Below are 20,830 nucleotides of genomic sequence, written 5' to 3' on the forward strand. Positions count from 1 at the left end.
TAAAATCATTGCTATTTTTTATGCTCTTTAGCTAGTTAATGATGGAATAATCTTATTCCCGAACAAGCCATTACCATTTTATATTCATTACATGCCTGAATTACCAAATCATCTCTTATTGATCCACCTGCCTGAACTATATATTTAACTCCGCTTTTAGCCGCTCTATCAATGTTATCTCTAAATGGGAAAAATGCATCTGAGCTCAAGGAAACTCCAGTAAGTTTAGAAAGCCACTCATCTTTTTCTTTTTTACTAAGTGTTTCTGGTATATTATTAAACACCCTAGCCCATCCTAATTTCTCCTGATCAGTTACATCATCCCTAAGATATTGATCAATTACATTATCTCTTTCAGGTATTTTGACTTCATCCTTAAAAGGTAAGTTTAGCACTGAAGGATGTTGTCTTAAAAACCAAATATCAGCTTTTGATGCTGCAAGCCTCACGCAATGAACTCTTGACTGCTGACCTGCGCCAACTCCAATTGCCTGACCATCCAATGCAAAACAAACAGAGTTTGATTGAGTATATTTTAAAGTAATGGTAGCAATAAGCAAATCACGTTTTGCTTCCTCCGTAATATATTTATCATCAGTTACAATATTTTTTAACAAGTCATCTTTTATAGCAATATTATCTCTTTTCTGCTGAAAAGTTATCCCATATATTTCTCTTTTCTCTATTTCCTCAGGTTCATAATTTAAATCCATCTTAATTACACAATAGTTACCTTTTTTCTTTGACATCAATATTTCTAATGCTTCTTCGCTATAACCAGGTGCTATTATTCCATCCGAAACAGATCTTTTTAATATTGTGGCTGTTGCCACATCAACAATATCACTAATTGCTACAAAATCCCCATAAGAAGACATTCTATCTGCTCCCCTAGCTCTTGCATAAGCTGTAGCTACAGGTGTTAATTCTATGTCTTCTACTCCATAGGCTTTTTTAAGCACACTACTAAGTGGTACGCCAACTGCTGCTCCAGCTGGACTAACATGTTTAAATGAAGCGGCTGAAGGAAGCCCCGTAGCTTCCTTTAGTTCTTTTACCAGTTGCCAAGAATTAAATGCATCCATGAAATTTATGTACCCGGGTTTGCCATTTAATATTTCAAATGGCAGCTCTCCTTTTTTATCATAAATTTTTGCAGGTATTTGATGTGGGTTACAACCATATTTTAAGGTCACTTCTTGATTTTTCATTTTAATTTCCCTCCAATAATAATTTTTAACGCAAAAAAGCCTGAGAAAATTTTTATAATTTACCCAGGCGGTCGATTTTCTTTAATCATGTTCCCCATGGTGAACTCCATTTCCGCCAGTTACATGATTACCTTTTCATTTTATTAGAATTATATTATATTGAAAATATAATGTCAAACAATCATAATTTCAACTATATTATTTCACTTCCCTTGTTATATTTTGTATTCGTTTTCATTTTTATATAATTATATATATACTTTTGTTAAAAGTATATATATAATTATATAAAGTATACTTTTATATTTTATTTATCTAACTATCATAATTCACAAGGAGGTATTTACATGAAGCTCAGAAAAAAAATTCCACTAGTTATAATAAGTTTAATTATTTCATCAATAGGAGTAATATGTGTTCTAGTTTATTTTCAGTTTTCTAATATTTTGCTCAGTCAAATGAAAAGTAATATGGCAACATCCTCAGCAGGTTATATGGAAACTCTAAATATTATGTCACAGAAACAACAGCTCGATGTTGCTAGGCTTGCTCAAAGTAAAGATATTATCGAATTGGCGCAAAAAAGAAAACTGCTAGGAACTTCGGAAGATTCGGATTTCCAAACTACGAGAAGTCAAAATAATGATAATATGAAAGCATATGTTACCAGCACAGATTTTATTGACCATACCTATTTAGTTGATAAAAATAATATGTTATATTCAGATAGTAATGTGATGTTAAGAGATCAGGATGTATCAAACACTAGTTATAATTCATCCGCTCAAAGCGGTAAGGCTATTATTGGACAAGTACATATATCACCTAATACTAGTTCCTTGGTTGTGGATTTTACAAGTCCCATAATTTATAAAAACGTTAACTTAGGTTATGTCGATTCTTCTGTGTATGCATTAAGCTTTGCTAAATATTTATCTGATATTAAAGTATCAAATTATAGTTCAAGCTATGCATATTTAACAGATAATAAAGGGCTAACCATATATGACCCTGATGCATCCAAAATAGGTAAACAAGTTGATATAAGTAAAATCAAAGAAGTAGTAAACAAATTGAAAAATGGCGCATCAGTAAAACCTCAATCCGTTGAGTATACTCTGAGTGGTGTGGATAAAATAGCTTATTATCAAATCATTCCTGGGACCAACTGGATATTAACTATATCGGTTGATAACTCTGAAGTAATGAGTCAAATTCATAAATCAATTTTATCAATCCTAGAATTAGCTTTATTAATTGCCTTAGTAGCCATTGGTATAGGCTTAATCTTATCCAAATCAATAACAAAGCCACTAAAAGATGTAACCTTTGCTGTTAACGAAACTTCCGAATTAAGTCTTGCTAGTAGTGAAAAAATCAAATCATTGATAAAACGTAAGGATGAAATTGGTGATATTGGAAGATCAATTTTTAAAATGCGAACCTCACTACGAAAAATTGTTGAAGATATAAAATCAGCATCAGCTAATATAAATGGTAATGCTGATTTTGTAAATATGCTTACTCATGAGCTAGAAAAATACACACAAGAAACATCTATGGAAATTCAATCAATATCCGCTGGTCTTGAGGAAACTGCTGCTGCTTCTGAGGAAATTTCTGCTGCTTCAAATGAAATGGAACAATCTGTTTTAGATGTTACAACTAGAGCCCAAGATGGTTCAAATGAAGCTGAGGATATTTCAAAAAGAGCTGAGTCCCTTAAAACTTCATCAATAAATTCAAGAGATAATACAAGGAATATTTATGATCAAGTTAAGATGGAACTTGAAAAATCAATATCCGCTTCAAAAAATGTTAATGAGATAAACAACCTCACTGCATCAATACTAGCAATTTCAGAACAAACTAATCTTTTAGCCCTTAATGCAGCTATAGAAGCTGCTAGAGCTGGTGATGCTGGAAAAGGGTTTGCTGTTGTTGCTGAAGAGGTACGAAAGTTAGCGGAAGAATCAGCTAAAGCTACTCAAAATATTCAGAGTGTGGTAAAAACAGTTATAACATCAGTAAATAGTTTAAGTATGAATTCAGGAAAGCTTCTAACCTTTATGGATGAAGACATAAATAATGATTATGATAAATTTATTGATATAGGAAATGAATACAGCAATGATGCAAAAATTGTTAAGGAGTTCATGTTGCATTTTAGTTCTATTTCTAAAGAATTAAATACATCTATATTCGGTATCGTTACCGCTATAGATGAAGTATCCCAAACCGTTAGCAGTGGTTCTTCTGGCATATCCAATATTTCTAATAAGACTTTAACCATAACGGAACGGCTTAAAGACATAAGTGAAAGTACAGGAGAGACTAAAGGGAACGCTGATAAGCTTCATGAATTAATTTCTAAGTTTAAACTTTAAATTAAATAATAAAATAAGCTACACAGAATGGGATAATCTCATTTTGTGTAGCTTATTTTATTATATTCAACGGAAAATCCTAATGCATAACGACCAAAATATTTGGTATACTACAACCCTTGTAGCCTTTAATGTATTTCATAGATGACTTTAGAGAATCAATATGCAACCAATATGGTATAATATATACAAAAACTTATTTGTCTTGGCTATTTTGTGCTATGCCTAACTAGTATCTAAAACTTTGAAAAGAGGTAATTTAATGAAGAGAATCATTATAATATTTACTGGAGGCACGATTTCCATGAAGACTGATGAAGAAAATAATAGTGCTGCAGTGCCTTCTATGAACGGAGAAGATATTTTGAAACTAACACCGGGAATTGAAACCATTGCCACCATTGACCTTTTTAATTTTGCAATGCTTCCTGGCCCCCATATTACTCCAGAAAAAATGCTTCAACTGTCAAATTTCATACAACATAAAATTAGTTTTGAAGGTTACGATGGAGTAGTAGTTACTCATGGTACCGATTCATTAGAGGAGACATCCTACCTTGTTGACTTACTATATAATGGTGAAAAGCCTATAATCTTTGTTGGTTCCATGAGAAATAGCTCCCAGCTGGGATGGGATGGACCGTCGAACCTTATTGACGCAGTGCGTACTGCTGCATCAGATGATTCTAAAAACAGAGGTGTCATGGTTGTAATGAATGGTGAAATTCACTCTGCGTCTCAAGTTACAAAGACAAATACCCATACTCTAGATACATTTAAAAGTTTGGATTTTGGTCCTATTGGTTCTATTGACAATAATAAAGTGTATTTTCATTTCAGTTACACCAAACGTGAATATATTGGTGCAAAAAAAATAAACTCCAATATAGACCTAATAAAATGTGGCTGCGGAATGGATGACCGCCTTTTAAAATTCTGTGTTGATTCTAAAACTAGTGGCATTATTATAGAAGGCATGGGAAGAGGCAACATCCCTCCAACCATGGTCCCTGGTATTGAATATGCCATAAATCAAAGCATACCTGTTATCTTGGTTTCAAGATGTTTAATGGGTAAAGTACTTGATGATTATGGTTATGAAGGAGCTGGGCGAGAACTTACAGACAAAGGTGTCATTTTAGGTGATAATCTTCCTGGACAAAAGGCTAGAGTCAAACTTATGGTTGCTTTAGGTTTCACCAGTAGCTTACGTGAAATAAAAAAGATTTTTGAGGAAGGTCATTATTAACACCCCCAAATGATAAGCATTACGTATATTTTTTAGGCTTATCTGCCTTCAAACCTCTACTTTAAATGTTTTTTCATTATTTCCATATACTTTATCAATATATAATAGTATGATGAAGTGTAGTAAAAAATAAATCATATGAGGTAAAATTAATGAGTGAATCGAATTTTAGAAATTTTGGTCTAAGCGACGAAATATTAGAATCAATAGAAAAACTAGGATATAAAAATCCATCAGAGGTTCAAGAAAAGGTTATACCATTGATTCTTAATTATAGAGATGTTATAGCAAAGTCCCAGACAGGTAGTGGTAAAACTGCAGCTTTTGCCATACCTATATGTGAAAAATTGGAATTAGAAGAAAATGATCCACAGGTATTAGTTCTTTCTCCTACCCGTGAATTATCACTTCAAATAAAACAAGATTTTTTAGACATAGGAAGATTTAAACGTTTAAGATGTGCTGCGATATTTGGTAAAGAACCTATACGTGATCAAATAAAAGCGCTTAAACAAAGGATTCACATTATAGCTGGTACGCCAGGAAGAATTTTGGATCACATAAGACGTAATACAATAAACTTAAAAAAAATAAAGTATTTAGTTATAGATGAAGCTGATGAAATGCTTAGTATGGGCTTTATAGATGAAGTTACAGCTATAATTAGAAATCTACCTAAGAATAGATTAACTCTACTTTTTTCTGCAACCATTTCACCTGAAATACTTCATTTATGTAATACATATATGCGTAATCCAGTTAATATCGAAATTAATGCAAAAAGTTCCGTAGCTGATCGAATTGAACAATTATATTATGAAGTAGAACGAGATGAAAAACCCGATTTATTAAACAAAATAATATACAGCAGCAGGCCTGAAAGCTCAATTATATTTTGTAGAACTAAAGATAATGTAGATGAACTTTATTTGAATATGAAAAAAACCGGATTCTCCTGTGATGAGCTTCACGGTGGAATGCTTCAAGTTGACAGAACTAAAGTAATCAATAGTTTTAAAAGAGGAGAATTTATGTTTTTAGTGGCAACCGATGTAGCTGCTAGAGGTCTTGATGTAGAAAACATAACCCATGTAATAAACTATGATATACCTATGGAAAAAGAAAGTTATGTTCATAGGATAGGACGAACCGGTCGTGCTGGAAAAAACGGTGTTGCCATAACCTTTGTTTCTCCTAGAGAATATAGATTTCTTCAAGAAATCGAAGAACATTTTGAGTTTGAAATTAAAAGAGGTGTTATTCCATCCATTGAAGAGGTTAAAGAAGGAAAATCGTTGTTCATTGAAAACCTTAAAGTTAAACCTGAGCTTAAAAAAGCTAAAAATAGTGAGTTAAACCAAGAAATCACAAAGATATATATAAGTGCTGGGAAAAAGAAAAAAATAAGACCAGGAGATATAGCTGGTACAATTTCAAGTATTGAGGGAATAAACCCGGATGATATTGGTATAATAGAAATTCAAGATACTTTTTCTTATGTTGATATACTTAATGGTAAAGGTGAAATGGTAATGGAAGCCTTAAAAAATAAAAGCATAAAAGGAAAAACAATAAGAGTCGCAAAGGCACAAAAATAAAAAGTGACAAATTTCAAGTTGCAAGTGATAAGTTAAAAGCCCTAATAATCGGAAGATATTTTCCAATTATTAGGGCTTTTTTATTTTTAGATTATTGTGCCGCAGCAGAAGATCCTCATTACTTTGTATCTTGTATCCGCTTCTCTACTATTCTTTTACCCAATAATGGCTACAATCTTTAGTTCTATCTAAAAATCCATATTCAATCAATGCTCTTCTTATCGTAGCATAATCCTCATATATCCTTTTTAACACAAGATTAATATCCTTTTCAGAATAATCTTTTGAAGGTTTAAAGTTCTTAATTATTTCTCCAAGAACAATAATCTTCTTCTTCTCCTTAGAGGGATATTTCTTTATAGTGCCATTCTCATCCATATATATATTTATAACCTCAGCCTTCTCATCATCAGTTATATTAAATCTACTATCTAATGTTGTAGCTGTCTTGTGAGCATCACAAATTATTCCTTTATCAAGTTTACTTATTTTTTTATCAGTATTTTCTGATAACAATTCCATAATTGCCAAAAATAATTTAGCTTGTTTTTCTTTTTCCCTTAATTTGAAACGGTGGTTTCTTATAGTTGAGGTTGCAATGCCAAGTTGATTTGATATTTCTTTATCTGATATTCCTAAGGAAAACAATTTTATTAATTGATTTTGTGCTTCAGATATTCCGGTGAAAGTTGAATTCATATTTAACAAATATTGAAGCATTGAATTATGTTTCTCTTTAATGTGAATCTCCACAGTTTTTTTTGCTTCATAAAATACTGGTCCTACTTGATATATTCTGCCTAGAGTAAAAGTTTCTCCACAAATTAGACATTGAAACTTTTCTGCATCCTGAATATATCCTTTTTTTATTTCTTCTTTACTCGCGTTCCAAAATTGCTCATTTGATTTTGACTCCATGTTATTCACTCACCCTTAGCTTTATCCTGTTCACGCCAATATTTTGAACCATTCCTTGTCCTAAATAATAATTTATTTTCTATCATGCCCCGTCTTAGAAGAAAATGATCTCCAAAAGTATGCCATTCTTCTATTATATCATTTACCTCTTTTTCTTTATAGTCTTTGCCTAATTCAAATTTGCTAGCCATGTATTTTAAAACTTCAACTTTAAAATTGGTTTTAGTAGGCCATGACCTTATCTTTCCATCTTTATCAAGAAACTTTTCTACATCCTTCATTATTAATCTGCCCCTTTATTATAATATGGTTAAGACTTATTATAATAATATTATATGGCAATGTAACTATTTTGTCTATTGGCATATAGACAAATATTTGTTTTGTCTATACGTCTGCTGGAAACATAATGTCAGTCTGTCTTCTTGCTTCTTCAATAATCCCTACACTTATAATTGATTGCTTAAAAGAATTAACCTTTGATTCCAATTTTCCACTATTAATTAATTCAATGAACTCTTTAGCTTCGTAATACATAGTTTCTTCTACTTGCATTACAGACAACTCTTCTATCTCTCCGCTTCTATAAATAATTTTAACTTGTTCTGGTTTATTTATTTTATCAATTATCATTGTGCCCTTTTCCCCTTGAATTTCACTGGGCAAATATGAGTTAGCAATCTTTGAATGAATAATAATTCCATCCATATCTTCATAGGATAAAATTAAACTTCCCTCACCATCTACTCCCGACGAAAGCTTTAATGAGGAAGCCTTTATATCCTTAGGTTTGCCAAAAAGTCTAACTAAAGGTTCTATACAATATATACCGATATCCATAATTGAACCATTCGAAAATTTAGGTTCAAAAGTATTTACTACTTTTCCTTCTTTATAAAAATCATATCTTGAAGAATACTGACAGTAGCTTGCAAAAAATCTTCTTATCTTTCCAAGTTTTTTTATATTATCTTCTATAACTTTAAAATTAGGTAAAAAGGTAGTTTTCATTGCATCCATTAGCAATACGTTATTAGATTTAGCAGCATCTATCATAGCATTTAACTCTTTAAGATTTGAAGCTATTGGCTTTTCACATAACACATGTTTTTTATTATTTAAGAATAGAATGGATTGCTGACTATGAAGTGAATTAGGGCTTGCTATATACACCGCATGGATATTATTACTTTTAGCCATCTCTTCTAAACTAGTAAATACGTTTTTCACTCCATATTTATCTGCAAAAGCCTTGGCTTTTTCCTCTGACCTAGAATAAACTGCATTTAGTTTAAAGTCTTCTATACTACTTGCACATTTTATAAATTCATCCGTTATCCAACTAGTTCCTATTACTCCTACATTAATCATATACTTCACTCCCAAAATTTTTATCTTTTTTAATGACAATTAAATGTTTTAACTTTTACATTTTCTTAATAATTAACTTTTTAATTGTTTATAAAATTCGCCTTTGAGTGCCACTAACTCATTATAGGTACCATATTCAACACAACTTCCATTTTTCATAACCACAATATGATCTGCATCTTTTATAGTAGAAAGTCTATGGGCCACAATAAAGGTAGTATGTCCCTCTATAAGGCTTTTCATTGCCTTTTGAACTTGTACTTCAGCTACGTTATCAAGTGCTGAAGTTGCTTCATCAAGAACTATTATTTTAGGATCACGAATCAATGCCCTTGCTATGGAAATACGCTGTTTCTGGCCACCGGACAAATTCCCACCATGCTCACCAATTTTAGTATCCACTCCATCTGGTAACTTTTTCATAACATCTTGAAGGTTAGCATATTGAATTATTTCTTGCAATCTCTCTTCACTAACAGAGTTTAATCCATAAGTTATATTTTCACGGATAGTACCTGAAAATAATATTGTATTCTGAGGCACCACAGCTATGTGCTCTCTATAACTTCTAAGATCAATATCAGACATTTCTATTCCATCCATTAGTAGTTTACCTTTTGTTGCCTTATTAAAACCAATGATCAAATTTAAAATGGTTGTTTTTCCTGCTCCAGATTCACCAACAAAGGCAATACATTCACCTTTTTTGACTTCCATTGTAAAATCTTTAAGTACAGGTTCATCACCTAGATTATATTTAAATTCAACATTTCGAAAAGAAAAAGCTCCATTAACGTCATTAACTTTCCTTTTATCTCTGTTATCTTCAATGTCATCCACAATTAGTATTTCTCCCACTGAATTGATTGACTCAACTCCTTTTACAAGTACTGGATATGTATTGATAACATTAGCAATCTGTCCCAAAATAGATGCAAAATAGCTCTGATATAAAACCACATCTCCTACAGTTATTCTTCCCATATAAGCCTGATATCCTGTAAAACCAAGACATATGACTTGAAAAATCTGAAAAGTTGCCCAGCTATAAGCTCCAAAAAGCCCGTTTATAATATCAAGATGATATCCTTTTTTTCTTACTCTTCCAAGTTGATTATCTATCTTTTTGATTTCAACCTTTTCTAGTCCATGAGCCCTTGTCAATGGAACCATTTCTACCATTTCTGCAACATTTGCCGACATTTCCTCTATTTCCTTACGGAATTCGGAGTTAGTTATCTTTATATTTTTACCAAATAGAGTTATAAATATAAGTGCAACAGGAAGTGTCATTAAAAAAAATATTGCTACTGTACGACTTTTGCTTACAGTGACAATCAGTGCAACCGCTATGTTAAATACGACAGGTAGAATTGTTACATAAACTTGCATAGACAAAAATTGTATTGCTTCCACATCTCTTAATACTTTTGATTGAAGTTTTCCTGACTGCAGTTCCTTGTGATATGAAATAGACAAAATTTGAAGTTTTTTAACTAAACCACTTCTAAGTTTTGCTTCTACATATCTTACTGGCTCACATAAAAACTTCATATGCAACATTTGGGTAGGTATATTTTGTAATATTACCACTACGGCCACTATTAGGTTTATCCACAATCCATTTATGTTATGCTTTGAACGATTACTGGCTATGTCAATGATATTAGCTGTTACAATTGGCAAAATCCATACTGGACTGTTCTTTAAAATAAAAAAGAATATAGATAAAATAAGTTTCCCCCAATTTCCTTTATACATATAAAGTAAGGTTATAAGTGGTTTGTTTTTATTCTGCTTATAACTTTTAAGTAAATTTTCAAAATCCTTATTGCCTTGTGATTCTTTATTCTTTTGTGATTTCAAATTAATTACCCCCGTCCCTTAAGAAAAATATAATGATTTTTATTTTATAACACGTGTTCGTAAATTATTAAAAAAATATTCATTTGTTATTTATTAATTGCCACTTCTAACTTTCTGCAAGATTTTCTTATTATAAACTCTGTATTTAATTTAGGTATTATAATCATTTCTTCTACATTTCCTTCAATAAGTTTAATTAAATTAGTGACAAGTAAAGTCATTATCTCCGTGAAATCTACTCTAAAAGTTGTAAGTGGCGGATTATAATAAGCACTAAGTATATGATCATCACTTCCAATAATTGAAATATCCTTGGGAATATTTAAACCTTTTTCAGTTATAGCCTTAATAGCACCAAAAGCTGTGCTATCATTTGCACTACATATAGCAGTTGGATTCTCACGTTTACTCTCGAGAATTTTTTCCATTGCTACATATCCACCATTTTCACTGAAATCTCCAAAAGTAACCCATTCATCAGGTATATCTAAATTATTCTTCTTAATTCCCTCTGTAAACCCTTTGTATTTTTCTAATCCAGAATTTTTATCTAAACTTCCATTTATAAAACCTATTTTTTTATGGTTTAAACTTATAAGATAATCAACAGCCTCAATAGCATTATCCTTAGACTCAAAATTAATTACTAATCTGTTTGCTTCTTTTCTTCCTTTTAAATTTCCATCCATCACACCAACAATAAATCCATCACCTATTAATTCTTCTACAAGTGGCTCATGATTTTTAGTACCTATGAAAATACCACCATTAACTCTCTTTTCATAAAATACTCTCTTTATCCTTCCTGCTTCAAGTTCATCCTTAGTATCATTTATAATATATGTTAGTACATGATATCCCTTAATAGATGCGCTTTCCACAACTCTTCCTAACATAAAATTACAATGGGCATCATTTGAAAATCCCTCAGGTGATATTATAAATAATCCTATTGTCTTTGTTTCTTTACCCTTAAGCCCTTGAGCTGATATGTCCGGATAATAATTGTACTGCTTAATAATTTTCATTACCTTTTCATATGTTTGTTTAGATACATCATCATAATTATTAATAACCTTACTAACTGTGCTTCTTGACACTCCTGCTAGCTTTGCTATCTTTGCACTATTAATTTTTCCATATATATCACTCAAAGTATTATCTCCCTTGCGAAATCGTGTTCTGTTATATTTTAATTTAATTTTCCCCTGCTGTCAATACATATATACTTATGTCTCTTATTGTCTATTTTTTATTAACATATTCAACAATTCCAAGTGATAAGTTTTTTGATAAATTGCCTAAAACTTTATCATTCTGCAGCCTGGCCCTGTCATTATTATTGGTTAAATAACCTGCCTCAACTAGAACACTTGGTGGCTTACTTAATCTAATCACTTTAAGCTTATCTTTCACTACTCCATCATTTTTCCAACCATCACTCGCAGTTGCATGCTTTAAAATTATATTAGCTAAACTAATTCTCTGAGAAGTCTGATATCCATTTTCATTATAATAATAAGTGCCAATTCCTTGATATTCACCCTGGTATCCATCCATACCGTTTACGTGAACTGACATGAATACATCTGGATTGATTTTGTTAACAAAATCAGCAATATCAGCTAATGCTTGTCCCTCATCTTTATCTCTTGTAAGAACTACTCCAACACCATTATATTCTAAATCACTCACCATAAGTTTTACTATTCTTAATGTTATATCCTTCTCATGAATACTACCAACACTTATGCCACTATCCATACCACCATGCCCTGGATTAAGTACCGCTTTATGTGTAAGCGGTTTTTTTACTTTACTAATTAAAATAATAACTTGGTTTTTGTCATTACCTTCATTTATATTTACAAAATTATTCTCTTTATAGTTTTTCTTTATTACTAAATTCTCTTTACCATTATCATTATTCAAATATATATCCGTTGAATTGCTATCACTAATTCCAGAATTAAGTATAAGTGATGAATTTTTGTCAAAACTTATCACTATAGCACTATCATCCTGTTTATAAGTTACATTTTTGTTTGTACTGGCAATATTTATTGTATACTTTTTAAATATATTATTTTGTTCCATGTATATATTTCCATCTTTATTCTTTGGTATTTTTACAGCTAGTTTATTATTATCTGTTAATAATTTGCTTGTGCTACTAGCTTTATTATTTTTTTTATTTGAATTAACCTCTATGCCTGAGACTATTAAGGCTAAAATTATTAACAAAATAAGTATTATAATTGATAATCGTAAAAAAAATTTTCTTCTGCTCTTTTCATCTAATATTAACCTCATTAATATATGCCTCCTTACACGGGTTTATTAACTTATTTTATTTTTATATTTTCATTATATTGTAACACAATTAAATGAAACTTTCCTTTATTTTAATGTAATATATTTAACCTATTTATGAATGTTTTGGAAACTAATTATGCCAATGAAAAAAAGTAGAAAATGTTTATAGATTTGTATAACAAATTTATAAATATTTTCTACTTTTAAAAGCTCCTTCATATTAACTTTTACAGTTACTTTCACAGCCTTCACAACTATTACAACTTGAATCAAATTTTTTCATAAAATCTTCAATAATAAATGAATTGTCTTCTATTAAAAATTCACCGTTTGCATCCTTATTGAACCTTATTTTATCATCATAAAATTCAATGTATAAAGGTACTATGTCCTTGCTTTCATCATTATATGAGCTGATCTTTAATCCAGGTTCAAAAATACTTAAAAGCCCTTTGGAACTAGTAACTTTGATTTTTCCCATTGATGTTACTAAGGATTTTACTTTTCCATCCCCATAAAAATTCAATGAATTATCATCACCATTAATTCCAATGGCATTCACATCATATGCCATAATATTTCCTATGGAGGTCTTTACTTTTAAAGGTTTTGAAGGTTCACATGATTTTAGTTTTCCATCTTCATAAAGTGATAATCCAATACGAATATCAGCTATTCCACAAGGCGTTTGTATATTAACTCTATCCGTTGGCCAGAATGTTAGACTTTTAACTTGTGCTGTTTCATAAAATTTAATCCCAATAATTTTTTTTGTAAATTTTGCAAATTCAAAATCAAAATTTAATTCTGTAGCTAACTCATATTCATTTTCTTCTGTCCAAAATGCTGTTATTTTACCGTTTAGTGGTAAAATACGTTTTATATTCCCATTTTCATAAAATGAAATAAATTCAGCTGGAATCTCACCTACACTTGTCCTTACATTGGTTTGTTTATCTAATGATATAGTTCTAATATTGCCGTCCTTATAAAATGATAAAGATTTTGTGTATTTACGTCTTGACCCATCATCTTCATACTGTGGCACAAAGGTTCCAATACTAGTGGTCATTTCACAATACTTATCAAGTTTACATTCTTTTATATTGTTATCATTATAATATTCTATATCACTTATTCCTTTAATCAGTCCATATTTTGTGAAGATTTCCTTCATATGCTTACCTCCCCATGAAACTATACTCAGCTATAACTCACCACATACTTTATGAGAAACAGTTATCTTTACTTTATTTTTAACATTTGATTCAACATCAGCTTTTAAATTTTTTCTTTTTAACTCCATGTCAAGCCATTTGGGTTCATGAGAACAAATTATTTCTAGTTCATAAAATGGAGTATTGTTTAAAAATGGTAATAGCACCTGTTTAGACGAATAGTTTATATTACCTTCCTGGATTTTTTTTAAATCAATGCTAAAATAACCATCCTTACCATTACTAACTGGACAGGGCACCGCTTGTAGTTTAACATCGTCAGCAAATTCTAGCTCATCTTGTTTATATTCATTTTCAAGAACATAATCTAAAAACTCCTCAGGTTTTCCTTCTATTTCCCATATATTATATCCTATTTTTTCGAGAATTGTATATGGAATTCCTGTAACTTTATTTCCTATAAATATTCTGCAATCACCTAATGCTTCAATAGTACTTTGAATATTTTCACGAATTGATACTATACTCATACTCTCATCCATTTTTAGCAAGATTTCTTTAATTACTTTCCAATTTTCATTTTCCTTTGAATATACTTTAACTACACCGGATTCATTTAAAGATGTAGTCGCTCCATTAATGCCTAAAAATACTGCTATAGTCTTACCCATTAAATCTCCCTCCATTCTGCAAACTGTTTTTTAAACTAATAAATGTTCTATGCCATATTTAATTATATGTTTTATATTTTCTTCTTTTCTAATTAAACTTTTATAATCCTTTGAGAACAAATCTTCTCCTGTAAGTTCATATAACACCCTTACAAACCTGCTAAAATTACAATTTCCAGCTCTTTCACCAATGCCACTAATGGTACAATCCACATATTGAGCACCTGCATCAACTGCAGCCATTGAATTGGCCATGGCCATTCCAAAATCATTGTGCATATGAGCTTCTATCTGAATTGGAACCTCATTCATTATTTTTTTTATGTCATAAACTGTTTTGCGTGGACATAAAATCCCCACTGTATCAGCATATCTTACTCTTTTCACACCCATTTCAAAAACAAGTTTACATATCTCAATTAGAAAGTCCATATTCGCCCTTGATGCATCTTCAAGCCCCACTGTTATCTCATATTCCTTGCAAGTTGCATAAGTGATACATTTTGATAAATTATCAATAACCCATGATTTATCTTTTCCAAGTTTTGATTGAATTTGTATGTCTGATGAAGGCACTGATATGTGAATTATATCCACGCCGCAATCCATTGACTGCTGAATATCTTTGATGCTCATCCTGTTCCAAGAAGATATTTTACTTTTTAATCCTAATTTAACAATTTCCTTGATACTTTCTTTCTCATCTCCACCCATTGCAGGAATACCCGCCTCAATTTGGAAAATATCCATAGCATTAATTAGTTTAGCGATTTCAACTTTATCTTCTATACTAAATGCTATACCGGCTTTTTGTTCTCCATCTCTAAGTGTAGTATCTACTATCCTTGCATTCATTACTATCACTCTCCGCCTTCAATAAAAATTATTAAAGCCCTTACTCATTTCAATTAATTCATAATCTAAAATATTTCTCTTTAGCTTAATACTATTTACCCTTATTTCACTTAAAAAAGCCTCCATGTTTATAAAAGTATAATCTACATTAAGCTCCTTCAATTTAACCATAACTGCTTTTCTTCCAGAATGTTTTCCAATAAGCATTTTTCGTTCTTTCCCAATTTCTTTTGGTTCATAAGGTTCATAAGTTTTTGAATCTTTTGCTATTCCATCAACATGTATCCCTGATTCATATTTAAATATATCCTCTCCAAGTACTGGTTTCATATTATATATCGCTTCTCCTGTTAGCTCTGTATAGGCACCTGAGGCAGCTGGTAATAATTTCAAATTCCCATGTAGAATGCCTTTTTTTATTACCTTAAGCGCCACAATAATCTCCTCAAGTGGTGTATATCCATACTTTTCACCATTAAAAGTTGTAGTAATAAAATCCGCACCATCTACGCATGCTTCCATAGTAATTGCTGTGCCCATATAAAATTTATTATCAGCACAAATATCTACTTTTACTAAAAAATTTGTTTTTAAATCCATGATCAGACTAGTAAAGCTCTTCAAATTGTATTTACTTATATTTTTTATCCTTATGCATTTAATATTAAACATACTAAATATCTTATTGCTTTCATCTAAATATAATTCATCTAAATTCTCAATGTCTATTTCTAGCATCACTTTATTGTTTTTCAGCTTGCTAACACCCTTACAACTAAAATTCAAAATTTGATTATATTCAATAACAATATAATCAAATTTATATTTATTCAAACAAAATATATCCGAATCTTTATTCATCCTAAGCATATAATTTAAATCTTCTGGAAGTTCTTTCACGTTACTTGCAATATCACTGTTTATTTCTATTAAATCAACACCTAAGCCATAAAGTAGTTTTAAAAATTTCACTACCTTATAGCTATGAGGTGCTTGTATATCAATATTCATATGAATTAACGTTCTATCAATAATAAGTTTTTTACTCTCTTCTAATAAGATGGACATATAAAAATACCTCCAATTTGAAATTAGGCATCTTCAAAAAAATAACTAGTCAGTATGCTAGTCTATTTTCTTTCAGATGCCTTAACAATATTTAACCTTGCATCTCTTTTGCAGCTTTTTGAATTCCTTCATTTATACTGTCATACATTTGGATAACTCTAATTCCTTTTTTCTCTAATTTTTTTATAGGCTCTATCCCAGCTCTTAATGTAAGTACAGCATCACAGCCCTCAATAGTTTTTAGGATTTTCCCTATTTTGTCATCATGTTCATCACATTCCTCAGCTCCATCACAATACTTATCCACATCTCTTTTTTCTAAATATTTTACATTAACCCCATCATAAGAATATATGTGAAATTCATTCGAGTGTCCAAAATGTTGATCAATATTTATACCTGATTTAGATGAAATTGCAAATTTCAAAATCTTTGTTTTTTGTGTATCTTCATTTGTTTTTGTAGCTTTAGGCTCTATATCATTATAATCACTATTGCATCCAATATTTCTAAAATCTATGGAGCAATCTTGAGATAATGTTCCAATAGCATCTGCTCTGCATTGCTTACAGTGATACATTTGTTTTACATGTTTTTCACTTTCTTTTCTCATTTTCTTTAGTTCTTGATTACTTACCATAGGCAAGTTTTCAAATCCACTCCCTTTTACAGGAATCATCTGCATAATATTTGTTATATAAACTCCACATTCTTTAACCTTTTTAATTACATCTACAATATGCTCATCATTAATTCCTTTAATCATAACTGTATTTACTTTACATATTATTCCTTTGGAACATAAATATCTAAGACCAGTAAGCTGATTATTCATAAGTATTTCTGCTGCTTCTTCTCCAACATATTTTTTTCCTAAATAGTTTACTTCTTTATATACTTTTGCTCCAATCTTTATGTCCACTGCATTAATAGTAACTGTAATATGTGATACTCCTAGCTCCACCAATTGATTTGCATAAAATGGAAGCATCAAACCATTTGTAGATAAACAAAATGTAATATTAGGATCTTCTTTTTTAATTAATTCTATGGATTTTCTAACCTCATCAAAGTTTGCAAGTGCATCACCTGGTCCTGCTATACCTAAAACTGTTAAGTTTTTCATTTTACTCTTAACTTCTTTGAATTTTGCTAGAGCCTGCTCTGGAGTTAAAACTTCACTTGTAACACCAGGTCTACTTTCATTTAAGCAGTCATATTTTCTAACACAATAATTACAACTTATATTACACTTTGGTGCTACTGGTATATGCATTCTAGCAAATTGATGTGCATTGTCCCCATAACAAGGATGTGTACAGGTTTTATCCTCGTTTGTAATAATGTTCTTATTTTCAACGTTTAATTCCTCAGTGTTTTGCATAATTTCTATTTCCTCCTCTTCTGGTACAAAATAACTATCATAAGATTTTTTTCTAAAGTTATCCTCGTTATATTCTAGTATTGTATTTGCGATGCTATCTATTAAAAACGACGAGCCATTATATCCTGTAATAACTTGTCTTTGAGCTCCAACTCTATCATGAATAGGAAAACCAATTCTAACCATCTTTACTCCCATGCGTGCTGCCATTCTTCTACCGTCTGAATTACCAATAATCAGATTCACATCTAAGATTTTTGCATGTTTTTCTATGGTTTCAAAATCTGTATCATCAATTATGATAGCATCTTCTACCTGATTTTCTAATTCATGTTTTACGCTACTCTTCAATATTTTATTTTTTGTGCCTAAGGCAATAAGTTTTAATGTTATACCATTTTCTGCACAAATTTTTGTTACAGCGAGAACTAGTTCCGGTTCTCCATATAAAATTGCTTTTACCTCTCCATTATATTTATGGCTATCTATCATAGCATCTAAATATCTTCCACGTTCTGTTTTAAAACTATCTGGTACTGGTATTCCACTTATTTCTGATATTTGAGAAATAAACTCATCTGTATTTCTTATACCAATAGGTACTCCACATCTATATAGTGGTACCCCAAATGTATCTCTTAAATAAACTCCTGGCGATTCTTGATCTTCAAGTGTAACGCCCATTTCAATAGTTCCTAGGGCTCCACCCATACTTTCAATATCTTTTATTTTTGTGCCTCCATCTGGAATTCTTTTATATCCTTTTTCATGTGGTGCATCTAATGTATTTGATACATCAGGTAAAATTGTATACCCCACTCCAAAACAATCCAATATGCTTTTTATATTCCTTACATCTCCTGGATTTAAATTTGCACATATTATATTTATCTTTTTATCTTTCTCACATTTTACTGTAACCTGTTCCACTATTTTTCTTAATGCCCTATAGTACCCTTCTGTTTGAGTACCACTGTATCCTGGTGTTGGAACTGTTATTATTTTTATATTTTTCAAATTTTCATCTGTATTTTCATCGTAGAATTCTCCCACGATCCTGTTGATATCCTCACCAATTGTCTCAGCAAGACAAGTTGTCATTACCCCAATTGTAGTTGGAGTATACATCTTAATCATATTTTTTAGCCCTGTTTTTAAGTTTTTAGTACCACCATAAATAGTACCATTTTCTGTTAGCGAAGATGATGCTATATCAATTGGCTCATTATAATGAGTTGCCATATGTCTTCTAATATATGTGCTGCATCCTTGTGAGCCATGTAAAATTACCATATTTCCCTCTATGCCTTTAAATGCAAGCACTGCGCCCATAGGCATACACATTTTACACGGATTTACATCTAAATTTACATAACTTTTATTACTCATGAAAAACACCTCCTCATATTTTTATACATAATTCCATACAGGACTATTTACCGATGAATCTATTTCTCTTGCAAAATTCACCGCTCCAACAAAACCGCTAAGTGCATGCTTCCTCTCATGATTATGATCACAAAATGCAACTCCAAGTTTATAAGCTAACGGTCTCTCCTTTACTCCACCAACTAATATATCCGCACCTCCTTCTAGTATGAATTTTTCTAGTTCATATGGATTGGCATCATCCAAAATAACTGTTCCTTCATTAGTTATACTTCTGATAACTTCATAATCTTCCTTTTTGCCAGTTTGCGTTCCCACCATAACGGTCTCCATTCCTAAACTTTTAAACTGTCTTATCAATGATATTGCTTTAAACCCTCCCCCAACATAAATAGCTGCTCTTTTACCTTTTAATCTAGCAAGGTAATATAGCATCTCCTTTTCTATTTTCTTCTCTTCTAAAGCTATAAATTCTTTAGCTTTTCTTACTGCATCACCATCACCAATTGCATCAGCAATTTTTAATAGTGAATTTTTAGTATCTTCAATTCCGAAAAAGCTTATATTAATGCTAGGTATCCCATAAAGTTCTTCCATAGTACTAGCTAAATATCCCATGGATCCAGCACATTGAACAACATTAAGTTTTGCTCTAGGCGCTCTCATTATTTCCTCGCATTTTCCGTCTCCAGTAACCTTTGAAACAACATCAATTCCAAGTTTTTTTAAATAATTTGTTACTATCCAAATTTCCCCGGCTAAATTGAAATCCCCCAAAAGATTAACACCATTAATTATTTCTTCATTTTTTTTCTCACCCATTAAACTTATTATTGCATTACAAGCAGCCCTGTAACCTGTGGATTTGCTTCCTGCAAATCCTGAAGATTTCACTGGTATTACTCTTATTGAATGCTTTTCTTCAGCCATTTTGCATACTGCGTCTGTGTCATCTCCAATAACTCCGACAATACAAGTTGAATATACAAAAATTACTTTGGGATGATGTTTTATAGCAATTTCATCAATTGCAGCTGTTAATTTTTTTTCTCCTCCAAATATGACATCCATTTCCCCTAAATCTGTAGAAAAGCTGTTTCTGAATACCTGAGAGCCACTAGTTAAACTACCTCTAATATCCCAGGTATAACTTGAACATCCGATGGGCCCATGAACAAGATGATAAGCATCTGTTATTGGATTTAAAACAACTCTTGCACCACAGTATACGCAGGCTCTCTGACTTACTGCCCCAGATACACTTTCCTCATCACATTTTAAGGATGATTTTTTGGTTTTAGAATTGTAGCAAACAAAGTCTTCTCGCTGCTTTATGAGTTCCAATTTTTCGTTTTCCATAAATTCACCC

General features: G+C 31.1%; 16 protein-coding genes and 1 riboswitch. Of the genes, 3 read left to right on the forward strand and 13 right to left on the reverse strand.

Translation table 11 applies throughout. The annotated features are described in order from the left end of the window. Positions 1-35: 35 nt before the first annotated feature. A complete protein-coding gene (locus BR66_RS0104925; protein ID WP_026881917.1) occupies positions 36-1,211 on the reverse strand; it encodes a phosphoribosylaminoimidazolecarboxamide formyltransferase in 1,176 nt (391 codons plus the stop codon). Between the two features lie 54 nt (positions 1,212-1,265). Further along, positions 1,266-1,344: riboswitch (ZMP/ZTP riboswitch) on the reverse strand. Positions 1,345-1,558: 214 nt separating this feature from the next. Between BR66_RS0104925 and BR66_RS0104930 the strand changes: the two genes are divergently transcribed. From BR66_RS0104930 to BR66_RS0104940, 3 genes are all read left to right on the forward strand, one after another. After that, positions 1,559-3,598 (forward strand): methyl-accepting chemotaxis protein, encoded by a 2,040-nt coding sequence (locus BR66_RS0104930; RefSeq protein WP_026881918.1) that lies wholly within the window; start codon positions 1,559-1,561, stop codon positions 3,596-3,598. A gap of 262 nt (positions 3,599-3,860) precedes the next feature. Continuing rightward, a complete protein-coding gene (locus BR66_RS0104935) occupies positions 3,861-4,847 on the forward strand; it encodes an asparaginase (RefSeq protein WP_026881919.1) in 987 nt (328 codons plus the stop codon). Positions 4,848-4,999: 152 nt separating this feature from the next. Then, positions 5,000-6,445 carry a DEAD/DEAH box helicase gene (locus tag BR66_RS0104940; protein ID WP_026881920.1) on the forward strand — a complete coding sequence of 482 codons (1,446 nt, stop codon included), beginning with the start codon at positions 5,000-5,002 and terminating at the stop codon, positions 6,443-6,445. A gap of 147 nt (positions 6,446-6,592) precedes the next feature. On the opposite strand, the gene BR66_RS0104945 is transcribed toward BR66_RS0104940, so the two are convergent. The 12 genes from BR66_RS0104945 to nifE all read right to left on the reverse strand — a co-directional run bounded on the left by BR66_RS0104945 (position 6,593) and on the right by nifE (position 20,820). Then, complete coding sequence (locus BR66_RS0104945) at positions 6,593-7,363, reverse strand: DUF2087 domain-containing protein (RefSeq protein WP_026881921.1); 771 nt, start codon at positions 7,361-7,363, stop codon at positions 6,593-6,595. A 5-nt stretch (positions 7,364-7,368) separates the two neighbouring features. Further along, positions 7,369-7,644, reverse strand: a complete 276-nt coding sequence (locus BR66_RS0104950; RefSeq protein ID WP_026881922.1) for a DUF2087 domain-containing protein — start codon at positions 7,642-7,644, stop codon at positions 7,369-7,371. Positions 7,645-7,750: 106 nt separating this feature from the next. Beyond that, positions 7,751-8,734, reverse strand: a complete 984-nt coding sequence (locus BR66_RS0104955) for a Gfo/Idh/MocA family protein (RefSeq protein ID WP_026881923.1) — start codon at positions 8,732-8,734, stop codon at positions 7,751-7,753. 72 nt (positions 8,735-8,806) lie between these two features. Next, complete coding sequence (locus BR66_RS0104960; protein WP_026881924.1) at positions 8,807-10,600, reverse strand: ATP-binding cassette domain-containing protein; 1,794 nt, start codon at positions 10,598-10,600, stop codon at positions 8,807-8,809. Positions 10,601-10,686: 86 nt separating this feature from the next. Beyond that, positions 10,687-11,754, reverse strand: a complete 1,068-nt coding sequence (locus tag BR66_RS0104965) for a LacI family DNA-binding transcriptional regulator (RefSeq protein WP_156946230.1) — start codon at positions 11,752-11,754, stop codon at positions 10,687-10,689. Positions 11,755-11,845: 91 nt separating this feature from the next. Beyond that, the gene (locus BR66_RS24715; RefSeq protein ID WP_051624106.1) at positions 11,846-12,913 is read right to left on the reverse strand and encodes an N-acetylmuramoyl-L-alanine amidase family protein; all 1,068 of its coding nucleotides are present in this window, start codon (positions 12,911-12,913) and stop codon (positions 11,846-11,848) included. 223 nt (positions 12,914-13,136) lie between these two features. Next, positions 13,137-14,093, reverse strand: a complete 957-nt coding sequence (locus BR66_RS0104975) for a hypothetical protein (RefSeq protein ID WP_026881926.1) — start codon at positions 14,091-14,093, stop codon at positions 13,137-13,139. Between the two features lie 30 nt (positions 14,094-14,123). Next, positions 14,124-14,765: a Fe-only nitrogenase accessory protein AnfO gene (gene anfO / locus BR66_RS0104980; protein WP_026881927.1), complete on the reverse strand. Its 642-nt coding sequence runs from the start codon at positions 14,763-14,765 to the stop codon at positions 14,124-14,126. A 30-nt stretch (positions 14,766-14,795) separates the two neighbouring features. After that, entirely contained in the window at positions 14,796-15,620 is an 825-nt protein-coding gene (locus BR66_RS0104985; protein ID WP_026881928.1) for a beta/alpha barrel domain-containing protein, read from the reverse strand. An 18-nt stretch (positions 15,621-15,638) separates the two neighbouring features. After that, entirely contained in the window at positions 15,639-16,688 is a 1,050-nt protein-coding gene (locus tag BR66_RS0104990; RefSeq protein WP_026881929.1) for a homocitrate synthase/isopropylmalate synthase family protein, read from the reverse strand. Positions 16,689-16,779: 91 nt separating this feature from the next. Further along, on the reverse strand, positions 16,780-19,461 hold the full coding sequence (nifB, locus tag BR66_RS0104995; RefSeq protein ID WP_026881930.1) for a nitrogenase cofactor biosynthesis protein NifB: 2,682 nt from the start codon (positions 19,459-19,461) through the stop codon (positions 16,780-16,782). 21 nt (positions 19,462-19,482) lie between these two features. Continuing rightward, positions 19,483-20,820, reverse strand: coding sequence for a nitrogenase iron-molybdenum cofactor biosynthesis protein NifE (gene nifE, locus BR66_RS0105000; RefSeq protein WP_026881931.1), 1,338 nt, complete (start codon positions 20,818-20,820; stop codon positions 19,483-19,485). Positions 20,821-20,830: the final 10 nt, after the last annotated feature.

Source organism: Clostridium akagii DSM 12554 (genome assembly GCF_000686725.1).
Lineage (GTDB): Bacteria > Bacillota > Clostridia > Clostridiales > Clostridiaceae > Clostridium_I > Clostridium_I akagii.